At 62.3% G+C, this 22,892-nt stretch carries 18 protein-coding genes; 8 read left to right on the top strand and 10 right to left on the bottom strand.

The window, feature by feature from the left end; translation table 11 throughout:
• Positions 1 to 27 precede the first annotated feature (27 nt).
• Positions 28 to 807 (top strand): TSUP family transporter, encoded by a 780-nt coding sequence (locus tag SOP95_RS11330; RefSeq protein WP_274077307.1) that lies wholly within the window; start codon positions 28 to 30, stop codon positions 805 to 807.
• Here the strand turns inward: SOP95_RS11330 and nudC are convergent.
• Both nudC and SOP95_RS11320 read right to left on the bottom strand, forming a co-directional pair.
• Positions 775 to 1,605 (bottom strand): NAD(+) diphosphatase, encoded by an 831-nt coding sequence (gene nudC, locus SOP95_RS11325; RefSeq protein ID WP_274077308.1) that lies wholly within the window; start codon positions 1,603 to 1,605, stop codon positions 775 to 777. The genes SOP95_RS11330 and nudC overlap by 33 nt on opposite strands.
• A gap of 7 nt (positions 1,606 to 1,612) precedes the next feature.
• Positions 1,613 to 2,425, bottom strand: a complete 813-nt coding sequence (locus SOP95_RS11320) for a crotonase/enoyl-CoA hydratase family protein (protein WP_274077309.1) — start codon at positions 2,423 to 2,425, stop codon at positions 1,613 to 1,615.
• A 559-nt stretch (positions 2,426 to 2,984) separates the two neighbouring features.
• Between SOP95_RS11320 and glgA the strand changes: the two genes are divergently transcribed.
• The 7 genes from glgA to SOP95_RS11285 all read left to right on the top strand — a co-directional run bounded on the left by glgA (position 2,985) and on the right by SOP95_RS11285 (position 14,794).
• On the top strand, positions 2,985 to 4,571 hold the full coding sequence (gene glgA / locus SOP95_RS11315; protein ID WP_274077310.1) for a glycogen synthase GlgA: 1,587 nt from the start codon (positions 2,985 to 2,987) through the stop codon (positions 4,569 to 4,571).
• 12 nt (positions 4,572 to 4,583) lie between these two features.
• Positions 4,584 to 6,380 carry a malto-oligosyltrehalose trehalohydrolase gene (gene treZ, locus SOP95_RS11310; RefSeq protein WP_323607151.1) on the top strand — a complete coding sequence of 599 codons (1,797 nt, stop codon included), beginning with the start codon at positions 4,584 to 4,586 and terminating at the stop codon, positions 6,378 to 6,380.
• Positions 6,377 to 8,455 (top strand): 4-alpha-glucanotransferase, encoded by a 2,079-nt coding sequence (gene malQ, locus SOP95_RS11305; RefSeq protein ID WP_323607150.1) that lies wholly within the window; start codon positions 6,377 to 6,379, stop codon positions 8,453 to 8,455. The genes treZ and malQ overlap by 4 nt, the downstream gene beginning before the upstream one ends.
• Positions 8,452 to 11,226 carry a malto-oligosyltrehalose synthase gene (locus SOP95_RS11300; RefSeq protein WP_323607149.1) on the top strand — a complete coding sequence of 925 codons (2,775 nt, stop codon included), beginning with the start codon at positions 8,452 to 8,454 and terminating at the stop codon, positions 11,224 to 11,226. Before malQ ends, SOP95_RS11300 begins: the two co-directional genes overlap by 4 nt.
• A gap of 21 nt (positions 11,227 to 11,247) precedes the next feature.
• On the top strand, positions 11,248 to 11,571 hold the full coding sequence (locus tag SOP95_RS11295) for a DUF2934 domain-containing protein (protein WP_274077314.1): 324 nt from the start codon (positions 11,248 to 11,250) through the stop codon (positions 11,569 to 11,571).
• 114 nt (positions 11,572 to 11,685) lie between these two features.
• Positions 11,686 to 13,845, top strand: coding sequence for a glycogen debranching protein GlgX (gene glgX / locus SOP95_RS11290; RefSeq protein ID WP_274077315.1), 2,160 nt, complete (start codon positions 11,686 to 11,688; stop codon positions 13,843 to 13,845).
• Positions 13,846 to 14,038: 193 nt separating this feature from the next.
• Positions 14,039 to 14,794, top strand: coding sequence for a PIG-L deacetylase family protein (locus tag SOP95_RS11285; protein ID WP_274077316.1), 756 nt, complete (start codon positions 14,039 to 14,041; stop codon positions 14,792 to 14,794).
• A gap of 92 nt (positions 14,795 to 14,886) precedes the next feature.
• Here SOP95_RS11285 and SOP95_RS11280 read toward each other — a convergent pair.
• The 8 genes from SOP95_RS11280 to SOP95_RS11245 form a co-directional block, all read right to left on the bottom strand.
• Positions 14,887 to 16,241 (bottom strand): IS3 family transposase gene (locus SOP95_RS11280; protein ID WP_442967738.1). Its coding sequence is split into 2 segments (ribosomal slippage): positions 14,887 to 15,785 and positions 15,785 to 16,241, totalling 1,356 coding nucleotides; the frame shifts between segments, so codons are not numbered across the junction.
• 153 nt (positions 16,242 to 16,394) lie between these two features.
• Positions 16,395 to 16,670, bottom strand: coding sequence for a DUF3613 domain-containing protein (locus SOP95_RS11275; protein WP_274077782.1), 276 nt, complete (start codon positions 16,668 to 16,670; stop codon positions 16,395 to 16,397).
• Between the two features lie 11 nt (positions 16,671 to 16,681).
• Positions 16,682 to 17,368, bottom strand: a complete 687-nt coding sequence (locus SOP95_RS11270; RefSeq protein WP_274077781.1) for a tetratricopeptide repeat protein — start codon at positions 17,366 to 17,368, stop codon at positions 16,682 to 16,684.
• A 10-nt stretch (positions 17,369 to 17,378) separates the two neighbouring features.
• Entirely contained in the window at positions 17,379 to 18,257 is an 879-nt protein-coding gene (locus tag SOP95_RS11265; protein WP_406592620.1) for a type II secretion system F family protein, read from the bottom strand.
• 8 nt (positions 18,258 to 18,265) lie between these two features.
• Positions 18,266 to 19,150: a type II secretion system F family protein gene (locus SOP95_RS11260; RefSeq protein WP_323607146.1), complete on the bottom strand. Its 885-nt coding sequence runs from the start codon at positions 19,148 to 19,150 to the stop codon at positions 18,266 to 18,268.
• A 10-nt stretch (positions 19,151 to 19,160) separates the two neighbouring features.
• Complete coding sequence (locus SOP95_RS11255; RefSeq protein WP_274077778.1) at positions 19,161 to 20,441, bottom strand: CpaF family protein; 1,281 nt, start codon at positions 20,439 to 20,441, stop codon at positions 19,161 to 19,163.
• Positions 20,438 to 21,625 (bottom strand): AAA family ATPase, encoded by a 1,188-nt coding sequence (locus SOP95_RS11250; RefSeq protein ID WP_274077777.1) that lies wholly within the window; start codon positions 21,623 to 21,625, stop codon positions 20,438 to 20,440. Before SOP95_RS11250 ends, SOP95_RS11255 begins: the two co-directional genes overlap by 4 nt.
• Positions 21,622 to 22,884 (bottom strand): type II and III secretion system protein family protein, encoded by a 1,263-nt coding sequence (locus SOP95_RS11245; RefSeq protein WP_323607145.1) that lies wholly within the window; start codon positions 22,882 to 22,884, stop codon positions 21,622 to 21,624. The genes SOP95_RS11250 and SOP95_RS11245 overlap by 4 nt, the downstream gene beginning before the upstream one ends.
• Between the last annotated feature and the right edge of the window lie 8 nt (positions 22,885 to 22,892).

The following is a 22,892-nucleotide window of genomic DNA, read 5'->3' as shown; positions in this document are numbered from 1 at the left end:
CTGCCCCCCGCCGATTAAGCCGATTCCATGCCTTTCGAACTCAGCGTTGACCTTACCACCCTGGCCATCCTGGCCTTTGTCGCTTTCATTGCCGGTTTCATCGACGCCATCGCCGGCGGTGGCGGGCTGTTGACCACCCCGGCCTTGCTGACCGCCGGCCTGCCGCCGCACCTGGTGCTGGGCACCAACAAACTCAGTTCGACCTTCGGCTCGGCCACTGCCAGCTTCACCTTCTACCGCCGCAAGCTGTTCCACCCCCGGCAGTGGATGCACGCCATCGTCGGCACCCTGGTCGGCGCGCTGACCGGCGCCGTGGTCGCGCATTACCTGCCGGCGGAATGGCTGAACAAGATGCTGCCGGTGATCGTGTTTGCCTGCGGGCTTTACCTGTTGTTTGGCGGCACGCCGAAAGCGCCGCTGGACAGCGACGCGCCGATCAGGAAAAAGTGGCAATCGACCCAAGGCTTCACCCTGGGTTTCTACGATGGCGTGGCCGGCCCCGGCACCGGAGCGTTCTGGACCGTCAGCAGCCTGCTGATGTACCCGATCGATCTGGTCAAGGCCAGCGGCGTGGCGCGCAGCATGAACTTTGTCAGCAACATTGCGGCGCTGTCGGTGTTCGTGTTTTCCGGGCAAGTGGACTGGATCATTGGCCTCTGCATGGGCCTGTCAGTGATGGTCGGGGCTTTCTTCGGCGCTCGCACCGCCATCAGCGGCGGCGCGAAGTTCATTCGTCCGGTGTTCATCACCGTGGTGCTGGGCCTGACCGTACGGCTAGCCTGGCAACACTGGTTCAGCGTGGCCTAGGCGCCGCGCCACGTAGACGTCGATCAGGTAACGGGCAATCGAGCGTGACGCCGGCAACGGCGGCAGCTCATGTACGTTGAACCACTGGGCGTCTTCGATCTCGTCCTCCTGGCAGACGATCTCGCCACCGGCGTATTCCGCATGGAAGCCGAGCATCATCGAGTGCGGGAACGGCCAGCACTGGCTGCCCAGGTACTGGATGTTCTTCACCTCGATCTGCACTTCTTCACGCACCTCGCGAATCAGGCAATCCTCCGCCGATTCGCCAGGCTCGGCGAACCCCGCCAACGTGCTGTAGACCCCGGCGACAAAACGTGGCGAGCGTGCCAGCAGCACTTCATCGCCACGGGTCACCAGCACGATCATGCTCGGGGAAATCCGCGGGTAGCTGCGCAAGTCACACGGCTGGCAATACATCGCCCGCTCGCGCGGCACCTGGGTCATGGCCTGGCCGCAGTTGCCGCAAAAACGGTGCTCGCGGGCCCAGGTGCCGATCTGCGCGGCGTAGCCCAGTACCTTGAACAGCGTGTGATCGCCCTCGAGCATGAACGCCCGCAAGCCTTTCCAGCCGCAGCCCGGCACATCGCCGGGGGCGCGCAACTCCAGCAAGTAGACGGGCTCGCCATCCAGATGGCCGATGCCGTGCTCGGCGAGTATCGGCAGGTCCTGGCGCTTGAGCCATTCGCGCGGGAACAGTGCGCCGTTGTCATCGAACAAAAAGCCTTCGGGGCTGCGCGCTACCGCCCAGCCGCCGGGTTGGTCGGTGTCCAGTACTGCCGTGGTCCAGCGTGGAGTCATTTTTCACTCAATCCAGAAATTCGGGTTTCTGTTTGCTCATATGGGCGGCCATGGCCACGCGCAGATCGGTGGATTGCAGCATGGCGGCGTTCCAGGTGGCGACGTATTCCAGGCCGTCGTCGATGCGATGATCGCGCATGTAGCTGATCATCTCCTTGGTGCCAGTAATGGCAATCGGCGACTTGCTCGCAATCTCCCGGGCAATGCCCATGACGCCGTCGAGCAGGCTGGCGGTATCGCTGTAGACGCGATTGACCAGGCCCATGCCGCGTGCTTCTTCGGCGCCGAAGGTGCGACCAGTGTAAGCCAGTTCACGCAGCATGCCGTCCCCGATGATCCGCGGCAAGCGTTGCAGCGTGCCGACGTCGGCGGCCATGCCGATGTCGATTTCCTTGATCGAGAATTGTGCGTCTTCGGCGGCGTAGCGCATGTCGCAAGCGGCGATCAGGTCGATGGCGCCGCCCAGGCAATAACCCTGGATGGCCGCAAGCACCGGTTTGCGGCAATGGTCGACCGCATTGAAGGAAGCCTGCAGGTTGAGGATCTTGCGCCGCAGCAAGCGCGCATTGCGCCCCACGTCCTTGCCCAACTCATTGGCTACGCCGGCCAGCATCATCAGGTCGATGCCGGAGGAGAAATGCTTGCCGGCGCCACTGATCACCACCACCCGAACTTCGTCGGTGTCGTCGATCCACCGGAAGATCTCGATGATCTCGGTCCAGAAGGCAGCGTTCATCGAGTTGATCTTTTCCGGGCGGTTGATCTGCACATGGGCAACTTTATCCACCAGTTCGACGTTGAACGCTGTGTACTGAGACATGCTAGTGATCCTTTACCGGGCAAAAAAAGAGCCCGAACTATAACAAGGCACCACGGCTGGCGGTAAGGCAGTGGTTCGGCCAAAAGCGGGACGCGGGCGAGCGCACCATAACAGTGCTTGCGCACCGCGACGCTACGCACATCCATATGACTGCCACGTGACTTCTTGAGGCCAAAACGCATAAAAACCTGCACTTCGTCGGTGCGTTCGCACCGGTATCCGGCACGTTCGTACCTAAATCAACCGATTGTCGAACAATTTTGCCATCAGCGCTTTACCGCTCTAAGTTCTGGCCTAGACTGATTTTCGCGGGGGAGACCGGTCGGTCACAAAGTGGAAAAAAAGTGGAAACTTTTGCCCCACGTGTCCGGTCGAGTGAAAGGTAGGTGCGTTGCGACTGGTGCAATCCTTGCAATGGTTAATTCACCCATACTGCCTCAACGCATTTGGGGAGCGCTTGCTCGCCGACGCGTAGCGCTTTTGCGCATGGCCACACCCATTGGCCACGAAACACCGTTTGCCAGACCTGAGAATTAGATCAACAACACGGGAGATTCATATGATTAGTGCGGCTTTGGATGTTCAGGGAGAGCTGGCTCATCAGCAGGTCGGCGAATCGAGCGCCGTGAGTGCTCCCAGCGCGCAACCGATCAGCGTTACCGGGACCCGGACGCTGACACCGGTGGCCAGCCAGAATCCCAACAAGAAGAAAGTGTTGTTCGTCACCTCCGAGATTGCCGACCTTGTGAAGACCGGTGGCCTGGGCGACGTTTCCGCCGCACTGCCGCGGGCCATGGCGCATCTGCACGATGTGCGGGTACTGATCCCTGGCTATCCGCAGGTGATGCACAGTGAAAACCCGATTCACATCATCGGTGAACTCGGCGGTCACGCGGCGCTCCCGCCGTGCAAGATCGGGCGCATGGACATGCCCGACGGCCTGGTCATTTATGTGTTGATCTGCCCTGAGCTCTACGAGCGCGAAGGTTCGCCCTATGGCGCCAACAACGGCCGCGACTGGCCGGACAACCATATCCGTTTTGCCCGCCTGGGCCTGGCCGCCGCCGATATCGCCGCCAACCTCGCACAAATCCACTGGTGCCCGGACCTGGTGCACGCCCATGACTGGCCGGCCGGCCTGGCCCCTGCCTATATGCACTGGCGCGGCCAGCGCACGCCCACCCTGTTCACCATTCATAACCTGGCGTACCAGGGCGTGACGAGCCTGGGGTCCTGCCCCGAGCTGGGCATTCCGCAGCACGCCCTGCAACAGGAAGGCATGGAGTTCTACGGCAAGATGTCGTTCCTCAAGGCCGGCATGGCCTATTCGAGCCACATCACCACGGTCAGCGCCACCTACGCCCAGGAAATCACCACCCCGGACTTCGGCTGCGGTCTGGACGGTTTTCTCGCCGCCAAGACCCAGCAAGGCCTGCTCAGCGGCATTCCCAACGGCATCGATGAAAGCTGGGATGCGGCCACCGACCCGCACTTGTTCTGCCCCTTCAAAATCGGTGATTGGGACGGCAAGGCGGTCAACGCCGCCCATGTCCGCCAGTTGTTCGGCCTGCAGGACAGTGAAGGTCCGCTGTTCGCCGTGGTCTCGCGCCTGGTTTACCAGAAAGGCCTCGACCTGACCGAAGCGGTCTCCGAATACATTGTCAAATCCGGTGGCCAGATCGCAATCATTGGCCGTGGCGAGCCGGAAGAAGAGCAGGCCATGCGCGAACTGGCCCTGCGTTTCCCCGGGCAGATCGGCGTGCGCATCGGCTTCAATGAAACCGATGCCCGGCGGATGTTTGCCGGCAGCGATTTCCTGTTGATGCCGTCGCGCTATGAACCGTGCGGCCTGAGCCAGATGTACGCCCAGCGCTTCGGCTCGTTGCCGGTGGCGCGCAATACCGGCGGCCTGGCGGACACCATTGAAGACGGCGTGACCGGCTTCCTGTTCGATGAATCGACGGTGGAGAGCTATCAGGAAGCCCTGAGCCGCGCGTTCAAGGTCTTCGAATTCCCCGGCCTGCTGAACGCCATGCGCTGCCGCGCCATGGCCGCACCGTTCAACTGGTGCAAGGCGGTCGAACCTTACGCTGAACTCTACGAACAGCTTGTAGCCAAAGCTTTGGGGAAATCGCACAAACAGTAAGAGGCTTTAGAGATGCCGTTACGGACCCTTGAGACCTGGCCCCACGGCGCAATCAAACTGGACCCGCAAAACACGCGATTCGCGTTGTGGGCTCCCGATGCGTTCTACGTCAGTGTCGAGCTGGAAAATGGACAGTCCTTGCCGTTGTTGCCCCAGGCCGACGGCTGGTTCGTGATCAACACCCGTTGCCCGGCGGGTACGCGCTACCGCTACAACATCGATGGCGAGCTGGAGGTGCCGGACCCGGCCTCCCGCGCCCAGGCCGGGGACATTGACCAGTACAGCGTGGTGGTCGACCCGCTCGCCTACCAATGGCGGCACACCACCTGGCTGGGACGCCCCTGGAACGAAGCGGTGATCTACGAGCTGCACGTCGGTGCGCTCGGCGGCTTCGCGGGTGTCGAGCAACAGCTGGCGCACCTGGTCACGCTTGGGATCACCGCGATCGAGTTGATGCCGATCGCGCAGTTTCCCGGCGAGCGTAATTGGGGCTACGACGGGGTGCTGCTGTATGCGCCCCAGGCCTCCTATGGTTCTCCCGAGCAGCTCAAGCACCTGATCGACACCGCCCATGGCCTTGGCCTGGCGGTGATTCTCGACGTGGTCTACAACCACTTCGGGCCCGATGGCAATTACCTGCATCGCTACGCCAAGGGCTTCTTCCGTGAAGACCGGCACACGCCTTGGGGAGCGGCCATCGATTTTCGTCGGCGCGAGGTGCGCGACTTCTTCATCGACAACGCCTTGATGTGGCTGCTGGAGTACCGTTTCGACGGCTTGCGCCTGGACGCGGTGCACGCCATCGAAGACCCGGATTTTCTCCAGGAACTGGCCCAGCGGGTGCGCGAGCAGAGCGATCCGTCGCGCCATGTGTGGCTGATGGTGGAAAACGAACATAACCAGGCCAGCCTGCTCGAGCAGGGCTTTGATGCGCAGTGGAACGATGACGGGCACAACGCCCTGCACGTGCTGCTGACCGGCGAAACCGATGCCTATTACGCCGACTATGCCGAAAACCCCACCGAACAACTGGCCCGCTGCCTGAGCCAGGGCTTTGTGTTCCAGGGCCACGTCAACCGCCACGGCGAGTCACGCGGCGAGCCCAGCGGGCATTTGCCACCCACTGCGTTCGTGCTGTTTTTGCAGAACCACGACCAGATCGGCAACCGCGCCTTTGGCGAGCGCCTGCATCAACTGGCCCACCCCGAAGCGTTGAAAGCGGCGACGGTGCTGTTGCTGCTGTCGCCGATGATCCCGCTGATGTTCATGGGCGATGAGTTTGCCGCCGAACAACCCTTCCTGTTTTTCACCAGCCACCATGGCGAACTGGCACGGCTGGTGCGCGAAGGACGGCGCAATGAGTTTGCCGCGTTCAGCGCCTTTGCCGACCCGCATAAACGCGAACAGATTCCCGATCCCAACGCACCACAGACTTTCGAAGCATCGCGCCCTGCCCTTGCCTCCACCACGCCATCGGCGGTCCATGACTTCTATCGGCAACTGTTGCAGATCCGGCATCGCCATATCATTGCGTTTTTGCCCGGTACCCACGCGCTGGATGCCGAGGTGCTCGGCACCGCAGCGGTGAGCGCGTCCTGGCGCCTGGGCGATGGCAGCCACTTGCGCATCGACCTCAACCTCAGCGCCAAGCCAATACGCCACACGCCACCGGTCAATGCTTCTTTACTGTTCGAACAGCCGCCTGGGTCCGGTCAACAGCTGGATCAAGGCACCTTGCCCCCGTATTGCGCGCTTGTCAGCCTCACGGCCGCGGCCCCTTTGCTACCCCTTGATGGAGAGCGCCAATGAGTGATGCGCAACTGGAAATCCTGGCCACCCGGGCCGGCCTGGCGGTCGACTGGATCGACGCCAATGGCCGCCCGCAAAAAGTCGCCCCCGCAGTGCTGCGCAACGTCCTCACCGGCCTCGGACACCCGGCCGGCAGCGCCCAGGAAATCGACGCCAGCCTGGTCGAATTGCAACAGGTCCAGGAAACCCGGCACCTGCCGCCGCTGATCACCGCCGATGTCGGGGTCGGACTCAACCTGGCGCACTTTTTCGAGCCGCTGACACCCTGCGAGGTCCATCTCGAAGATGGCTCGCACCTGAGTCTGAAACTGGATGCCGAGGCCGTCCTGCCCGGGCTGATTCCGGTCGGTTACCAGCACGTCGACATCGATGGTCAGAGCTTCACCCTGGCCGTGGCCCCCGCCCGCTGCTACAGCGTGGGCGATGCCGTGGACAGCCCGATCCCGCGTACCTGGGGCCTGAGCGTGCAACTGTACGCCTTGCGCCGTGCCGGCGATGGCGGTTTTGGCGACACCCAGGCGCTGGAAGACCTGGCCCGAGTGGCCGGTGAACGCGGCGCCGAAGCCCTGGCGATCAGTCCACTGCATGCCATGTTCGCCAACGACACCCACCGCTATAGCCCCTATTCGCCTTCCAGCCGTCTGTTTCTCAACAGCCTGTATTGCGCGCCGGGAGCGATTCTTGGTGAGCGTGCGATGCGCACCGCAATCGATGCCACGGGCCTGGCCGCCGAGCTCAAGCACCTGGAAGAGCTACCATTGATCGACTGGCCGACCGCCGCCGAAGCCAAGCATCGGCTGTTACAGGCGCTGTACGAAGGCTTCGTGCAGGGCGAACATCCGCTGCACGCCGACTTCAGCAGCTTTCGTCATGCCGGGGGTGAAGCGCTGGAAAATCATTGCCGCTTCGAAGCCATTCAAGAGGCACGCCTGGCCCAAGGGCAAAGCCTCGATTGGCGTGAATGGCCGGAGCAGTGGCGCAACCCGCGCAGCGCCGCCCTGGCCGAATTCGCCGAAGAGAATGCCGGACGCATCGGCTTCTTCGCCTTCTGCCAGTGGCTGATCACCCGGTGCCTGGAGCGCGCGCAAGCCGCCGCCCGCAGCAGCGGCATGGGCATTGGCCTGATTGCCGACCTGGCCGTGGGTGCCGATGGCGGTGGCAGCCAGGCCTGGAGTCGCCAGGACGAACTGCTCGCCTCCCTCACCGTTGGCGCGCCACCGGACATTCTCAACCGCACGGGCCAGGGTTGGGGCATTTCCGCCTTCTCCCCCGAAGGCCTGGTGCGCAATGGCTTTCGCGCTTTCATCGAAATGCTGCGGGCCAACTTCGCCCACGCCGGGGGCCTGCGAATCGACCATGTCATGGGCCTGCAGCGCTTGTGGGTGATCCCCAATGGTGCGTCGCCAGCCGATGGCGCCTACCTGTATTACCCGCTGGACGACTTACTACGGCTGTTGACCCTCGAGTCCCATCGCCACCAGGCCATTGTGCTCGGTGAAGACCTGGGCACGGTGCCCGATGGCCTGCGGGAAAAACTCAGCGCCCGCGCCATGCTCGGGATGCGCGTGTTGCTGTTCGAACAAGACAACACCCACTTCAAACCGATCCTCGACTGGCCGGACAACGCCCTGGCCACCACCAGCACCCACGACCTGCCCACGCTCAATGGCTGGTGGCATGGCCGCGATATCGACTGGAACGCCCGCCTCGGCCTGGTCGATGCCAGCGCTGAAATCGAGTGGCGCCAGCACCGTGAGCGCGAGCGCGAAGGCCTGCGCCGGACCTTGAGCCAGGACCCGCAGAACTTTCGCGAAGAGTCCCATGAAACCGATCAGGTGCTCGACGCCAGTGTGCGTTTCCTCGGCCACACCCGCGCGCCGCTGGTGCTGCTGCCGCTGGAGGATGCGCTGGGCATCGAACAGCAGGCCAACCTGCCCGGCACCATCGATACGCACCCCAACTGGTCGCGACGGCTGCCCGGGTACAGCGAAGCGCTGCTCGACGACCCGGATGCCGCCCGGCGCCTGGAACTGCTCGCCTGCGCGCGACTTCAGGCGGCCGAGCGTGACCAATGAATCAAATCAATATCGAACCACTACGGGCCACCCTGCGACTGCAATTTCATAAAGGCTTCACCCTCGACGACGCCGTGCCGCTGGTGCCCTACTTTGCCCGCCTCGGCATCAGCCATGTCTACGCCTCGCCGCTGCTGAGCGCCCGCGCCGGTTCGATGCACGGTTATGACGTGGTGGACCCGACCAGCGTCAACCCGGAGCTCGGCGGTGAACCGGCATTGCGTCGCCTGGTCAGTGCCCTGCGCGCGCAGAACATGGGGTTGATCCTCGATATCGTCTCCAACCACATGGCGGTCGGCGGTAATGACAATCCCTGGTGGCTGGACTTGCTCGAGTGGGGACGCCTGAGCCCGTACGGCGAGTTCTTCGATATCCAGTGGCACTCGCCCGACCCCTTGATGGAAGGCCAGTTGCTGTTGCCGTTCCTCGGCAGCGACTACGGCATCGCCTTGCAGGACGGTACCCTCGCGCTGCGTTTCGATGCGAAGCGCGGCACGTTTTACGTCGAGCATTACGATCATCACTTTCCGATCTGCCCCAGCCAATACGGCGAACTGCTCAAGGCCGATGCCGAGCCGCTGAAATTACTGGCGGACCGCTTCAGCACCTTGAGTTACCAGACCGACGCCTACAGGCTGGCGATTCCGTTAAAAGAGGAGCTACGGGAACTGGCCTGCGATCCGGCGATGCTGCAAACCATTGAACACAATCTGCAAGCCTACGACTCAAAGACCAGCGAGGGCTTCCAGCGCTTGCACGACTTGCTGGAACGCCAGAGCTACCGCCTCGCCAGTTGGCGCACCGCCGCGGACGACATCAACTGGCGGCGTTTTTTCGATATCAACGAGCTGGGTGGCTTGCGCGTAGAGCGTCCGGCGGTGTTCGAGGCGACCCACGCGAAGATTTTCCAGTTGGTGGCGCAAGGGCTGGTCGACGGGTTGCGCATCGACCACATCGACGGCCTCGCCGACCCGCGGGGCTACTGCCGCAAACTGCGGCGGCGGGTCGACAGCCTGGCACCGGGCCGGCACCTGCCGATCTACGTGGAAAAAATCCTTGGCGAAGGCGAAAGCCTGCACCGCGACTGGTCGGTGGATGGCACCACCGGCTACGAATTCATGAACCAGTTGTCGCTGTTGCAACACGACCCCGAGGGTGAAAAAAACCTCGGCGAACTCTGGCAGCGCTACAGCGAACGCCCGGCTGACTTCCGCCAGGAAGCACAACTGGCGCGCCAGCAGATTCTCAATGGCTCGCTCGCCGGGGATTTCGAAAGTGTCGCCCAGGCCCTGTTGCAAGTGGCCCGGGATGACCTGATGACCCGCGACTTGACGCTTGGGGCGATCCGTCGGGCGTTGCAGGAACTGATCGTGCATTTCTCGGTGTATCGCACCTACATCGGTGCCCTGGGGCGTTCGACCCAGGACGAGGTGTTTTTCCAGCAAGCCATGGAGGGCGCCCGCCAGACTTTGAGCGAAGCCGACTGGCCAGTGCTTGAGTGCCTGGCAGGTTGGCTGGGCGGCGAGGCCTGGCGTGGACGCCCGGCCGGTCGCCTGCGTAAACGACTCAAGCATGCTTGCGTGCGATTCCAACAGTTGACGTCACCTGCCGCGGCGAAGGCCGTGGAAGACACCGCGTTCTATCGCTCGGCGGTGCTGCTGTCGCGCAATGACGTTGGCTTCAGCACCGAGCAGTTCAGCGCCCCGGTGGCCGATTTTCATGGGGCATGCGCCCAACGCCTGGCCAATTTTCCGGACAACCTGCTCGCCACCGCGACCCACGATCACAAGCGTGGCGAGGATACCCGGGCGCGCCTGGCAATCTTGAGTGAACGCAGTAAATGGTACGTCGAACAGGTCGGCCTGTGGCGCGCCCTCGCCCGCCCGTTGCGCGACGATGACCAGATGCCGTCTGCGGGGGATGAGCTGATTCTCTATCAGGCACTGCTCGGCAGTTGGCCGCTGGAGTTGCACCTCGACGACCAACCGGCCTTGGAGGACTACGCCAAACGCATCAGCCAATGGCAACGCAAGGCCCTGCGTGAAGCCAAGCTGCAGAGCAGCTGGAGCGCTCCGAACGAGGTTTACGAACAGGCCACCGAGAGCTTCACCCAGCGCCTGCTGTTGAGTCCGGAAGGTGATCTGCTGCGCAGCGCCCTAGGCAAGGCCGCCCGCACCATCGCCTTGCCCGGCGCCCTCAACGGATTGGCGCAAACCTTGCTGCGCATGACCGTGCCGGGCGTGCCGGACCTCTATCAGGGCGCTGACTTCTGGGACTTCACCCTGGTCGATCCGGACAACCGCCGGCCGGTGGATTACGCCAGCCGCCAACAGGCCTTGCAGCAATCGCTGGATCTGCCTGATCTGTTGACGCATTGGCGCGACGGGCGCATCAAGCAAGCGTTGATTGCGCAGACTTTGAACCTGCGGGCCGAGTACGCCGACCTGTTTCGACGCGGGACCTACCAACCCCTCGAAGTCATCGGCAGTCAGGCCAATCGGGTGCTGGGATTTGTACGTGAATGGGAGGGCAAGCGCGCCATCGTCATCGTGCCGATCCGTTGCTCGGCTCTGCTGGAAAACAGGGCCGGGCCTCAGGTGGACGCGCTGCAGTGGGGCGACACCCGGGTCAGTTTGCCCTTCACAACCGCCGAGGAAAATCTGAAGGGACTTTTTACAAGCGTCGCAGTCACAAAAAACAGGGAGCTGATGATCAGCGCCGCGCTGGGGGATTTCCCGGTCAATCTCTTTATCCAAACTACCCACACTTGAGTTCAGTTCAGGAGCAATGCGATGAGTACCGACGATAAGCGTATCCGCGAGTTTGCCTATCAGATCTGGGAGTCTGAAGGCAAACCCGAGGGCCAGGAAGCACGGCACTGGGAGATGGCGCGCAAACTCGCCGAAGCCGAAAAACTGGCGCCGAAAAAGCCGGCAAAAGCCCCGGCAAGCAAGCCCGCCGTGAGCAAAGAGGGCGATGCCAAGCTCAATGGCAAGGCTGCAGCACCAAAACCCAAGGCCAAGGCCAAGCCGGCTGCTGCCTCTGCGGTGATACCACCTGGGGAAAAGGCCGCCGAGAAAAAGCCCCGTGCGGCGCGAAAACCGCCAGCGGTCTAAGCTTCTGCCGTTGCATTGAATCATTGCGTGGCGAGCCCGCTCGCCACCGAGGGGTGTGCTCGCCCGCGAAATAAATACTGAGCCCCGTTACTGTCCGCTGTCGCTGGAGCAAATATGTCCCGTCCGAAGAAAGAAACGCCGCCTCCCCGTGCCGAACCCTCGCGCATCCGTGAAGGCCTGCCCTTTCCACTCGGTGCGACCTGGGATGGCCTGGGGGTCAATTTCGCGTTGTTCTCGGCCAACGCCACCCGGGTCGAACTGTGCATTTTCGATGATGCCGGCGAAGTCGAACTCGAACGCATCGAGCTGCCGGAATACACCGACGAGATCTACCACGGCTATTTGCCCGACGCCCATCCGGGGCTGATCTACGGTTACCGCGTGTACGGCCCGTACGACCCGGCCAACGGCCATCGCTTCAACCCTAACAAGTTGTTGATCGACCCCTACGCCAAACAACTGATCGGCCGCCTGAAATGGTCCGAGGCCTTGTTCGGCTACACCATTGGCCACCCGGACCGCGACCTCAGTTTCGACGAACGCGACAGCGCGCCCTTCGTGCCCAAATGCAAGGTGATCGATCCGGCGCACACCTGGGGCCACGATCACCGGGTCAGCGTGCCCTGGGACAAGACGATCATCTATGAAACCCACGTGCGCGGCTTCAGCATGCGTCACCCCGCCGTCCCCGAAAACGTGCGCGGGACCTTCGCCGGGCTGATGGTCGACGAAGTGCTGGAGCACATCCGTAAACTGGGCGTGTCGAGTGTCGAACTGCTGCCGATCCACGCCTTCGTCAACGACCAGCACCTGCTGCACAAAGGCATGACCAATTATTGGGGCTACAACAGCATTGCTTTCTTCGCCCCCGACCCGCGCTACCTGGCCAGCGGCAAGATCGCCGAGTTCAAGGAGATGGTCGCGCACCTGCACGAAGCCAACCTGGAAGTGATCCTCGACGTGGTCTACAACCACACTGCCGAGGGCAACGAACAGGGTCCGACCCTGTCCATGCGCGGCATCGACAACGCCTCCTACTACCGCTTGAAGCCTGACGACAAGCGCTTCTACATCAACGACTCCGGCACCGGCAACACCCTGGACCTGAGCCACCCGTGCGTGTTGCAGATGGTCACCGACTCCCTGCGCTACTGGGCCTCGGAGATGCATGTGGATGGCTTTCGCTTCGACCTGGCGACCATCCTCGGGCGTTATCACGACGGCTTCGACGAGCGCCACAGTTTCCTCGTGGCCTGCCGCCAGGACCCGGTCCTGCGTCAGGTCAAGCTGATCTCCGAGCCCTGGGATTGCGGGCCCGGCGGGTATCAGGTCGGACGCTTCCCGCCGGGCTGGGTGGAATGGAACGACAAGTTTCGCGACACCGTGCGCGCCTTCTGGAAAGGCGACGATGGCCAGCTGGCGGACTTCGCCAGCCGCATGACCGCTTCCGGCGAGATGTTCAACCAACGCGGCCGGCGGCCCTATTCATCGCTGAACTTCATCACCGCCCACGACGGTTTCACCCTCAATGACCTGGTGTCGTACAACGACAAGCACAACGAGGCCAACGACGAGGACAACCAGGACGGCAGCAACAACAACCTGTCCTGGAACCATGGCGTCGAAGGCCCCACCGACGACCCGGAAATCAACGCCCTGCGCCAGCGCCAGATGCGCAATTTCTTTGCTACCTTGCTGCTGGCCCAGGGTACGCCGATGCTGGTGGCCGGCGATGAATTCGCCCGCACCCAGGAAGGCAACAACAACGCCTATTGCCAGGACAGCGAAATCGGCTGGGTCAACTGGGACCTGAGCGAAGACGGCAAGGCCCTGCTCAAGTTCGTCAAGCGCCTGATCAAATTGCGCCTGACCTATCCGATCCTGCGCCGCGGGCGCTTCCTGGTGGGCAATTACAACGAGGACATCGGCGTCAAGGATGTCACCTGGCTCGCGCCGGATGGCAGCGAAATGACCACCGAGCACTGGCACGATGCGCATAATCGCTGCCTCGGCATGTTGCTCGACGGCCGCGCCCAGGAAACCGGGATTCGCCGCAAAGGGGCGGACGCCACGCTGTTGCTGGTGGTCAACGCCCATCACGACATCGTCAACTTCCTCCTGCCGGAGGTGCCCGATGGCAGTTTCTGGACCTGCCTGATCGACACCAACCAACCGTCCATACGCGGCCAGGAACGCTTCGACTTCGGTCGCGAGTACTCGGTCACCGGGCGTTCGTTGCTGTTGTTCGAACTGCAACGGGAGGAAGAGGAGTAAAAACAGCCGGCGCGCCGGAAAAATTGTTTCTTGCGAGCACATCCGGGGCGACGAATACCGCTACATGAGCAATACTCGATGCGCGGCTGTCCAGGGTCCGGAGCGCCGCGCTTCGCTATCAACCCGCGCTCACGGCTGCTGCCGCACTTGCGTCGCGCACGCCTGAAGGCGAATGTAACAAGGACGTAACGCCATGAAATCCGTGTCCATCAGTGACAGCTGTGCCGAGCAAATCTGGAACAGCGCCCCGCAACTGGCCAATATCCCGGTCATCGGTACCCAATCCCTTCTCCCTCCCGGCGCCCGCGCAGTGGTGATCGCCCCCCACCCCGGCGACGAAGTGCTGACCTGCGGCGGTCTGCTGCAGTTGCTCGCCGCCACGGGACACCCCTTGCAACTGATCTCGGTGACCGACGGCAGCGCCAGTCATCAAGGCTCCCAGCAATGGTCGGAAAAGCGCCTGAGCGTGTTCCGCTCCCAGGAAAGCGTCGAGGCCCTGCGCCGGCTCGGATTGCCGATGCACAGCCTGAAATGGATTCGCGGCGGTTTCACCGACAACTCCCTGGCCGAGCATGAACAGGCGCTCACGCAATTCATCGCCCGTTATCTGCGTCCGGGCGATGTGGTGTTCAGCACCTGGTGCGATGACGGCACCAGCGACCATGACGCCGTCGGCCGCGCCAGCGCCAATGCGGCCACCATCGCGGGCGCCGTCTTCACTGAAATACCTGTCTGGGCATGGCACTGGCCAAACCGCGATAGCGCCTTGATCCCCTGGCATCGGGCACGCAAGGTGCGCCTGGACACATGGACGGTGGCGCGCAAGAGCCACGCTACCCATGCGTATGCCAGTCAGCTCGACGGCGAGCCGGCCATCGGGGTTGCCCCGCGGTTGCCGAGGGTGTTGCTGGAGCGGATGCGGTTGCCTTATGAGATTGTATTTGTCTGAATAGACCGAGTCGTCCTGACAGCCAAGCAATCTCCTGCAGATGTACGCCGATCAAACTGAACTGACCCCCAAATGTTGGACGGTCTTTGTCGCTAGCCAACGGATCGGGTTCTGTATTCCACAGGACTCAGTCCGCCGAGTTTCGCCTTGATTCGGTCATGGTTGTAGTAATGGATGTACTTGTCCAGGCCTGTTTGGAGCTCTTCTACACTTTCAAAACGCTTGAGGTGGAAAAACTCGGACTTCAGTGTTCCGAAAAAACTCTCGATCACCGCATTGTCCAAACAGTTCCCTTTTCTCGACATGCTTTGCTTTATGCCTCGATCCTTCAGCGCGCGCTGGTATCGCGGTTGTTGGTATTGCCAACCTTGATCGGAGTGGAGCACCAGATTCACCGGGCCTTGCAGCTGTTCAATAGCCTTATCCAGCATCTCGGTTACCAAGGCAAAACTCGGTCGCGTAGCGATCTGGTAGGCCAGGATCTCGCCGTTGTACAGATCCATGATGGGCGACAAATAGAGCTTCTTCAGCCCGACTTTGAACTCCGTAACATCGGTCACCCACTTCTGATTGGGCCGTTGCGCGAGAAAGTTACGCTCCAGCAAATTCGGCGCTATTTTGCCGACCAGACCTTTGTAAGACCGATATCTTTTTGGACGCACCAGCGATTTGAGGTTCATGTCGTCCATCAAACGCTGAACCCTTTTTTCGTTGACCGGCTCTTTTTTGCGGATCGCCAGGGTAATACGTCGATAGCCGAAACGCCCCTCATGCTCATGGTAGAGGCTCTGGATGGTGGCTTTCAGGTCTGCATGCTTGTCAGGCTTCTGAAGCGCGCCGACCTGATAGTAGAAGGTACTGCGCGCGAGATTGGCCAGCCTGAGCAGGCCGTCCAAAGGAAACCTCGAGCGCAGCGCCATCACGGTGAGCGTTTTTTCTTGGGGAGATGGCTCCTGTTCGGAGCCTCCCTTATTTCCTCGAGCTTTTTTAGATAGGCGTTCTCCATGCGCAGATATTCAAGCTCGGCCTTGAGTTGTTCCCGACTTTTCAAATCATCATCTACGAGCGGGGATTGAGGGGGGACGGGCGATTTTTTTGGCATGGAGACAGTCTTTTTTCTCTTGGGTACATCAAGACCGCCACTGTAATACTGGCGCTCCCAAATGCCCACCTGCGAAGACTGACCGAGCCCAAAACGGGTGGCGGCCTCGCGACAGGAAAGTCGTTCTTTGTGCATATATTCAACGACCGAAAGCTTGAACGCCGCACTGTAGTGGTGACCATTCGCTTGCAGACCCGCGCTGCCTCGGGCTTGGAAAGCGGCAACCCAACGACGCAGGAGACTGCAATCAATTGAGTAGCGATTGGCGATTTTTCGAAACCCATCGTCGCCGTGGATGTAGGCCTCAGCAGCTGTGATTTTGAACTGAACGGAATACTTGCCCATTGGAACACCCCAAAAGTCAGGATCGGTGTCCAACTTTTGGGGGGCAGTTCAATTTGTAGGAGCCGGCTTGCTGGCGATGGCGTCGGTGAGTTTGGCGCTCGGCTTGAGGGCCGATCGCTGGCAAGCCAGCTCCTACAGGGGCGATGGCGGCGCCTATTCCTGCGAGCCGCTACTCACTTTTCCTCCCACATCCTGGTCAAAGAACTGCGGGATCTCATGCTGGTAACTTTTCAGCCAGCGCTGCATCGCCAGTTCGCGCTCGGTGGCGCTGGCGGTTTGCGGTTTTGTGGAGGCGGCTGCGTTGCTGCTTTGCAGTTGCAGCCAGCCTTCGGTTTCCTGTTGTTGTGGCGAGGCGGGGCCGGCGTCGATGGCGTGGGCGGCAAGGGGCAGGGCCAGCACGCCGAGGCAGTAAAGGGTGGTCGATTTCATCGGGGGGCTCCTTACTGAACGGCGGCGACGGTCGGACCGGACCTGCCGGGGGACTTGAGTTTCTCCGCGCGGGCCTGGGCCTGGGTGACTTGTGCCGGTTTCAGGCCAAGGCGGCTGACCAGTTCGGCGGCGCGGTTCCAATCGTCCTGGTAGATCAACAGGGTCACCAGGTTCACGGCGGCCAATTGGTCGCTCTGCTTGAGCTCGATGGCCGTGAGGAATTCGAATTTGGCGTCTTCGATGCGCAATTGATTGAGGTACACCACGCCCAGGTCGTTGCGGATTTTTTCGTCGGTGGGCGCCAGGCGTGCGGCCCGTTGCAGGTGCGCCTGGGCCAGGCCATGGTCGCCCCGGGCGGCGGCGAGTTGGCCCAGGCCGTGTTCGGCTTCTGCGGCCATGCAGCCGCCGAGTAGGCTGCGGTACAGCGGTTCGGCTTCACTGCGATCCAGCAGTCGATACACCTTGGCCTTGCGCAGGCGCACATCGGCGAGATTGTCCGGCAGGCTCTGCAGGTTGGCGAGGCTGGCGTGCAGCTTGCCGTCATTGGCCATGTCATCGGCCAGGTTCAGTGACAGCTGTTGTTCGGCGTTTAATTTGGCGCAACTGGCGGTGCCGGTCATGGCACTCCAGGGTGCCGGTCCGTTGCTCGCGCAACCCCCCAGCATCAGCAGACTCAAACCGGCAATCAATGCTTTCATCACGATTCCCCTAGGAAGCAAAAGCCCGGGCGAGGGCGGTGAAGCCCGGGCCGGCCAGTACGATCAACAACGCCGGGAAGAGGAACAACATCATCACGACGGACATTTTCGCGGACATCTTGGAGATGTATTCCTGCAGGCGTGACAGACGCTTGTCATCGAGCAACAGTTTGAGCGCCAGCAGGGATTTCATCGCGCCACCGCCCTGATGGATCAGCTGTTGCAGGATCACGCAGGTGTCAGTGAATTCATCGACCGCCAGCAAGCGGGTGGCCTTGTTCAGTTCTTCGCCCAGCTCCAGGCCCGAGTCGACGCGTGCCAGCACCAGGCGCAGTTCGTGGGTCAGCGTGGGCATCAGCAGCTTGCCTTCATTGCTCAACACGCGCAGCGATTGCTCCACGGCCATGCCCGATTCGAACAGGATGCGCAGCAACGGAATGAAGGTGGAAATCTCGACCGCCAGTTTCTTTTGCCGATGGTGCGCGGCGGCGGCCAGCAGGCGCTTGGGCAGCAGGTAACCGATGCCCAGGGCGAACGCCGGGACCAGCCACGGGCGAGTGACCTCGGGGAAGAACAGGCCCTGCACCAGCGCACTCAACGCCAGCGCCAATACCGGGACACCCACCTGGAAGGCGGCGAACAAAGCCCGTTGCCGCGCGGTACGCCAGCCCAGGCAATTGAGCAGCGTCTGGGTTTCGTTGTCGAGCTTGACTGACTGCTGGCCGACACGGCTGCTGCCCAGCGCGTGCAGCCATTGGTTGAAGCGGTTTTTGCTCGGCGCTTTGCCGTCCAGGCGCTGCACCACCTGGCGGGCACGCCGACGCATTTGCACAATGACGCGGACAAACAATCCCGATGCCAGCAGGAACAGCAGCGAGCTCAGCAGCATGGACAGGTTCATAGGCTGCGCAACATCCGCCACAGCGCCACGCAGCCGAACACCTGGAGGGCAAGCGCGCCCACCAGCATCGTTTGCCCCGAGCTGTCGTTCCACATGCCCATCAAGTACTTCGGATTGGACACCAGGATGTAGCCGGCGAGTGCCACCGGCATCAGCGCCAGGACCACCGCGGTGACCCGGGTTTCGCCGGTCATGGCGCTCAACTGGCGAGCCGCCTGTTCACGTTCGCGGATGATCTTGATCAGGTTCTCCAGCAGTTCACTGGCGTTGCCGCCGTAGCGGTGGTTGACCTTCAATCCCAGGGCAAACAGGCGCAGTTCGTCCTTGTCGTAGAGTTCGGCGAAGTCCGAGGCGGCGTCCGGCAGGCTGATACCCATGTGCACCTGGCGTTGCACGCGGCCCAAGGCATTTTTCAGCGGGTCTTCGGCGGCGTCGATGGCACCCAGCACCGCGTCGGCCAGGGTGCGCCCGGATTTCAGGCTGCGCACGCTGTGATCGAGCAGCGCTGGCAATTGTTCGATCATGCGCTTGAGTCGGCGCTGGTAACGCCAGTCGACATACAGGCGCAGCAGCAGGGGCGGCACCAGTAACAGGGCGAACAAACCCAGCCAGCCGCCAGCGATGAAACCGAGCAGAACACTCAAGCCCCACAGCGTCAGCCACACACCCAGACGTTCAGTGGGCCGCCCGAGGCCGGCGCGCAAAAAGGCGCGATCCAGCCCCGTCCAGGATGTTTTCTGCACCACCCGCTCCGGTTGCCCTTGGCTCAGGCGCTCCAGCACGCGGCGAGTACCGGGTTCGCGCAAACCGCGGCTGAGCAAGCGCAACGACAGCCCCAGCAACGCCAGGCAAACGAGGATGAGCAGCAGCGGTTTGAGCATGCCGTGACCTTCAATATACCGAGGGAGAGAGCGCCGATTCGCGGCGCAGTTTGTCACCGGCGGGGTTGAGGGCTTCGCGCATGAAACCGAAACCGCTGCGCCGATCGAGGCGGAACAGCGTATTGGTGACATACACGTCTTCGCGGATGCCGATCACCTCGACCACTTCGCTGACGCAGCGGCGGCCATCGGGCATGCGCGTCAACTGGATCACCACGTCCAGCGCCGCGCAGATCATCTGGCGCAAAGTCCTTTCGGCAATGCTGCGGCCGGTCAGGCCGACCAGGGTTTCCAGGCGCAACAAGGCATCCTGCGCGTTGTTGGCGTGCACGGTGCTCATGGAACCGTCGTGACCGGTGTTCATGGCGGTCAGTACGTCGACCACTTCGACGCCACGGATTTCTCCGAGGATGATCCGGTCCGGGCGCATCCGCAGGGCATTGCGAATCAGGTCGCTGGCTTTTACCTCGCCATGGCCTTCGGCATTCGGCGGCCGGGTTTCCAGGCGCACCACGTGGGGGTGGCCCAGTTGCAGTTCGGCGACGTCTTCGATGGTCACCAGGCGTTGGTGGGGATCGATCAACTGGCTGAGGATGTTCAGCAGCGTGGTCTTGCCGGTGCCGGTGCCGCCGCTGATGAGGATGTTGCAGCGCTTGCCCACGGCGTCCTGAAGAAATTCGTAGATCGCCTGGTCGATGGTCTGCATGGCCATCAGGTCGGTGCTGTTGAGCATGTCCTGGCGGAATTTCCGAATCGACAGGCACGGCCCGTCGAGCGCGATCGGGGGAATGATCGCGTTGACCCGGCTGCCGTCCGGCAGACGCGCGTCGACCATCGGCGAAGACTCATCGAGCCGCCGGCCCAAGGGCGCGAGGATGCGCTGGATGACGCGCTCGACATGGTGCGCATCGATGAATCGCAGGTCGCTCAGGTGCAGGACGCCATCGCGCTCGATGAACACGCGGTGCGGGCCGTTGACCAGGATTTCGGTCACTGCCGAATCCCGCAGCAGCACTTCCAGCGGCCCGAAACCTGTGAGCTCGTCGACGATCTCCTCGGCCAGGCGCTCCATCTCGTAGCGCGAAATCGCCAAGTGCAGGCGCGCGATGTATTCGGCCACCTTGTCGATGACGAACTGCGCCAGCACCTGGCGCGAGCCTTCGAGCAGGTTTTTCCCGGACTCCTCGATGGCATCGATGATGTAGCGATGCAGCACCAGTTTCAGGCCTTCGTGGTCGGTATTGCCGGCCACCCCGCGGTGTGTCGCGCCGAACAGTTTTTCGCCGCTCATGGCGTACCTCTCAAACGGCTGAACCAGGACTTGGGTTTGGCCAGGCTTTCGGAGCGCTTGGCCAGGCGTTCGCCGAGGTTGCGCAGGCTTTGGGTGAGCACTTCCCGCGGGGCCAGTTCGAACAGGGTCACGCCCTGGTTCTTGGCGTTCAAGCGCACTTCGGGGCTGTAGGCGAGCGTGGCGATGACCTCCATGCCGAAGCTTTTGCCCAAGGCCTCGGAGTCCGGCGCGACGCTGCGCAGGTAGCGATCCACCAGCAGTTTGGCGTGGTCGAGCTTCATGCCTTTTTCGCGCCAAAGGTTCAGTACCGCCAGGTTGCGGCGGCAGTCGAGCACGTTCTGGTCGGTGTACCACAGCAGCTTGTCGCAATGGCTGACAAAGGTGCGCAGGGCTTCGCTGTCGGGCTGGCCGGTGACATTCACCACGATGTGCTGGAAGTGTTGGCGCAGGGCGCTGAGCAGCATGTACAACTCGGCGGCGCTGGTGTGTTCCAGCGGTTCGTCGTGGGTGGCGTAGGCGAGGATTCGCAGGCCGGCTTCGCAACGGGTGAAGGCGCTGTCGATCAGGGTTGCGTCGAGGCGGCGCAAGTTGCGCAGCGCATCACCGAAATGAAACGAACTCTCCAGGCCGAGCAGGGCCAGGCTGTCACCGCGCGGCAGGCCGAGGTCGAGCAGCAGCGTTTGCTGACCGCTTTTTTGCACCACTTGCGCCATGTGGTTGGCCAGCAGCGCGCCGTCGGCGTTGCTCTGCACGCCGTACAGCACGGTCAGGCCGCCCAGGTGAGTGTTCGGCACTACAGGCGGCAGGCGTTTACTCTGGCGCCGCACCAGCCCGGCGACTTCACTGGAGCGCGAGCCATACGCCACGAAATCCCGGGCCCCGGCGCGCATGGCGTTGAGCACCAACTGGTTGTCCATGCCGTCGCCCAGCGCAACGATCGCCAACCGCGGCTTGGCTTCCAGGGCGCCTTCGATCAGGGCGCACTGGGCCACCACGTGTTCACGGTCCAGACCCACGAACACCAGGCTGGCCAGGGTCACGTCCACCAGCGCCAACAGTTCGTCGAGGCTGCCGCCACCGGCACTGACCACCTGGCCCAAGGGGGCGAGAGCGCCTTGCAGCCATTCCAGGTCCGTGCTGTTGCGCGTGATCGCCAGGAAGGTCTGACTCAGGTTCTGGCTCATTGCGATAGCCCGCTGCGTTTATCGAAGTCGCCGTTTTCGAGGAAGTACATGCGATACCAGTTGGGGTCGTAATTGCGCAGTTTTTCACCCGGCAGCGACGGCAGTTGCGCATTGGCCGCCAGCGGCTGCACCAGATGCGGCGTGACGATCATCAGCAACTCGCGTTCTTCGCGATTGATCGAAGAGCTGCGAAAGAACGCGCCGAGAATCGGGATATCGCCCAGCCCCGGAAACTTGTCCACCTGCGAGGTGTTTTGCGTGCTGATCAGGCCGCTGATGACGAAGCTTTCGCCATCGGCCAGGGAGATGCTGGTATCGGTGCGGCGAATGGTGAACGCCGGCACGGTGGTGCCGCCGATGGTCACGGCGTTGTTGTAATCCAGTTCGCTGACCTCGGGAGCAACCTTGAGGGCGATCTGGTCGTTGCTGACCACCGTCGGCGTGAGCGTCAGGCGGATGCCGAATTCCTTGTATTCGATGGAGTAGCTGTTGCTGTTGGCGCTGGGGATGGGGATCGGGATTTCACCGCCCGCGAGGAAGCTTGCGCTTTGGCCGCTGATCGCCACCAGGCTCGGGCGTGCCAGGGTGTAGGCAAAGCCACTGCTTTCCATGGCGTTGATGATGGCCAGGAAGTTGCCGCCGCCGGCGACGATGTTGAACATGTCGTTGGCCAACGGAATGCTCGGCACGGCAATCCGCGGATCCAGGTTGCGCAACGGAAACACCCGCGGCGTCACCGCCGTGTTGGGGACGGTACCGGGGGAACCGAACAGGAAATTCGAGTTTTTGCCGTAGATCGAGGTACTGGCTTCCTTGAGCTTGGTGCGACTGACTTCGACGAAGCGGATGTCGGTCTGCACTTGCGATGGCAGCAACCCATCATCGGACGGTGACTGCCTGGCACTGGTCATGGCCGCCGTCGCGCGGCCCTGGACGAATACCATGCTTTGCCGCGGTGCACTGGCACAGGCGGTCCAGACCATCAGGCTGGTGGCGCCAGCGCCCATGCCGGTGAGCAGGAACGCCTGGTTGCCATTGACTCGCACGTCGGCGATCTTCGGGTCGCCCACCGCGATCCGGGTGATCGCCACCGGCGATTGCACTTCCTGTTGCAGGCCTTCGCCCACTTCCAGTACCGCTGGCAGCGGGCCCAGCGCTGCGCAACTGCCGGTAGCTGCCAGTGCTGCCGTTACCGGCATGCCGCTGAGCAAGGTGGCGCAGATCAAGCCGTTGAACAACGGCATAATACGTCTGTGCATTAAAGCGG

The organism is Pseudomonas sp. YuFO8 (genome assembly GCF_035065025.1).
GTDB lineage: Bacteria > Pseudomonadota > Gammaproteobacteria > Pseudomonadales > Pseudomonadaceae > Aquipseudomonas > Aquipseudomonas putida_AE.
Note: the sequence above shows the minus strand (reverse complement) of the source record. Positions and strands in the feature narration are given on the sequence as shown.

Excerpts from the sequence above, each read along its gene's own strand:
- glgX (WP_274077315.1), top strand. The coding sequence starts at position 11,686 with ATGTCCCGTCCGAAGAAAGAAACGCCGCCTCCCCGTGCCGAACCCTCG.
- SOP95_RS11330 (WP_274077307.1), top strand. The coding sequence starts at position 28 with ATGCCTTTCGAACTCAGCGTTGACCTTACCACCCTGGCCATCCTGGCC.
- SOP95_RS11260 (WP_323607146.1), bottom strand. The coding sequence starts at position 19,150 with ATGCTCAAACCGCTGCTGCTCATCCTCGTTTGCCTGGCGTTGCTGGGG.
- nudC (WP_274077308.1), bottom strand. The coding sequence starts at position 1,605 with ATGACTCCACGCTGGACCACGGCAGTACTGGACACCGACCAACCCGGC.
- malQ (WP_323607150.1), top strand. The coding sequence starts at position 6,377 with ATGAGTGATGCGCAACTGGAAATCCTGGCCACCCGGGCCGGCCTGGCG.
- SOP95_RS11275 (WP_274077782.1), bottom strand. The coding sequence starts at position 16,670 with ATGAAATCGACCACCCTTTACTGCCTCGGCGTGCTGGCCCTGCCCCTT.
- SOP95_RS11270 (WP_274077781.1), bottom strand. The coding sequence starts at position 17,368 with ATGAAAGCATTGATTGCCGGTTTGAGTCTGCTGATGCTGGGGGGTTGC.
- treZ (WP_323607151.1), top strand. The coding sequence starts at position 4,584 with ATGCCGTTACGGACCCTTGAGACCTGGCCCCACGGCGCAATCAAACTG.
- SOP95_RS11300 (WP_323607149.1), top strand. The coding sequence starts at position 8,452 with ATGAATCAAATCAATATCGAACCACTACGGGCCACCCTGCGACTGCAA.
- SOP95_RS11285 (WP_274077316.1), top strand. The coding sequence starts at position 14,039 with ATGAAATCCGTGTCCATCAGTGACAGCTGTGCCGAGCAAATCTGGAAC.
- glgA (WP_274077310.1), top strand. The coding sequence starts at position 2,985 with ATGATTAGTGCGGCTTTGGATGTTCAGGGAGAGCTGGCTCATCAGCAG.
- SOP95_RS11265 (WP_406592620.1), bottom strand. The coding sequence starts at position 18,257 with ATGCTGCTGAGCTCGCTGCTGTTCCTGCTGGCATCGGGATTGTTTGTC.
- SOP95_RS11250 (WP_274077777.1), bottom strand. The coding sequence starts at position 21,625 with ATGAGCCAGAACCTGAGTCAGACCTTCCTGGCGATCACGCGCAACAGC.
- SOP95_RS11295 (WP_274077314.1), top strand. The coding sequence starts at position 11,248 with ATGAGTACCGACGATAAGCGTATCCGCGAGTTTGCCTATCAGATCTGG.
- SOP95_RS11255 (WP_274077778.1), bottom strand. The coding sequence starts at position 20,441 with ATGAGCGGCGAAAAACTGTTCGGCGCGACACACCGCGGGGTGGCCGGC.
- SOP95_RS11320 (WP_274077309.1), bottom strand. The coding sequence starts at position 2,425 with ATGTCTCAGTACACAGCGTTCAACGTCGAACTGGTGGATAAAGTTGCC.
- SOP95_RS11245 (WP_323607145.1), bottom strand. The coding sequence starts at position 22,884 with ATGCACAGACGTATTATGCCGTTGTTCAACGGCTTGATCTGCGCCACC.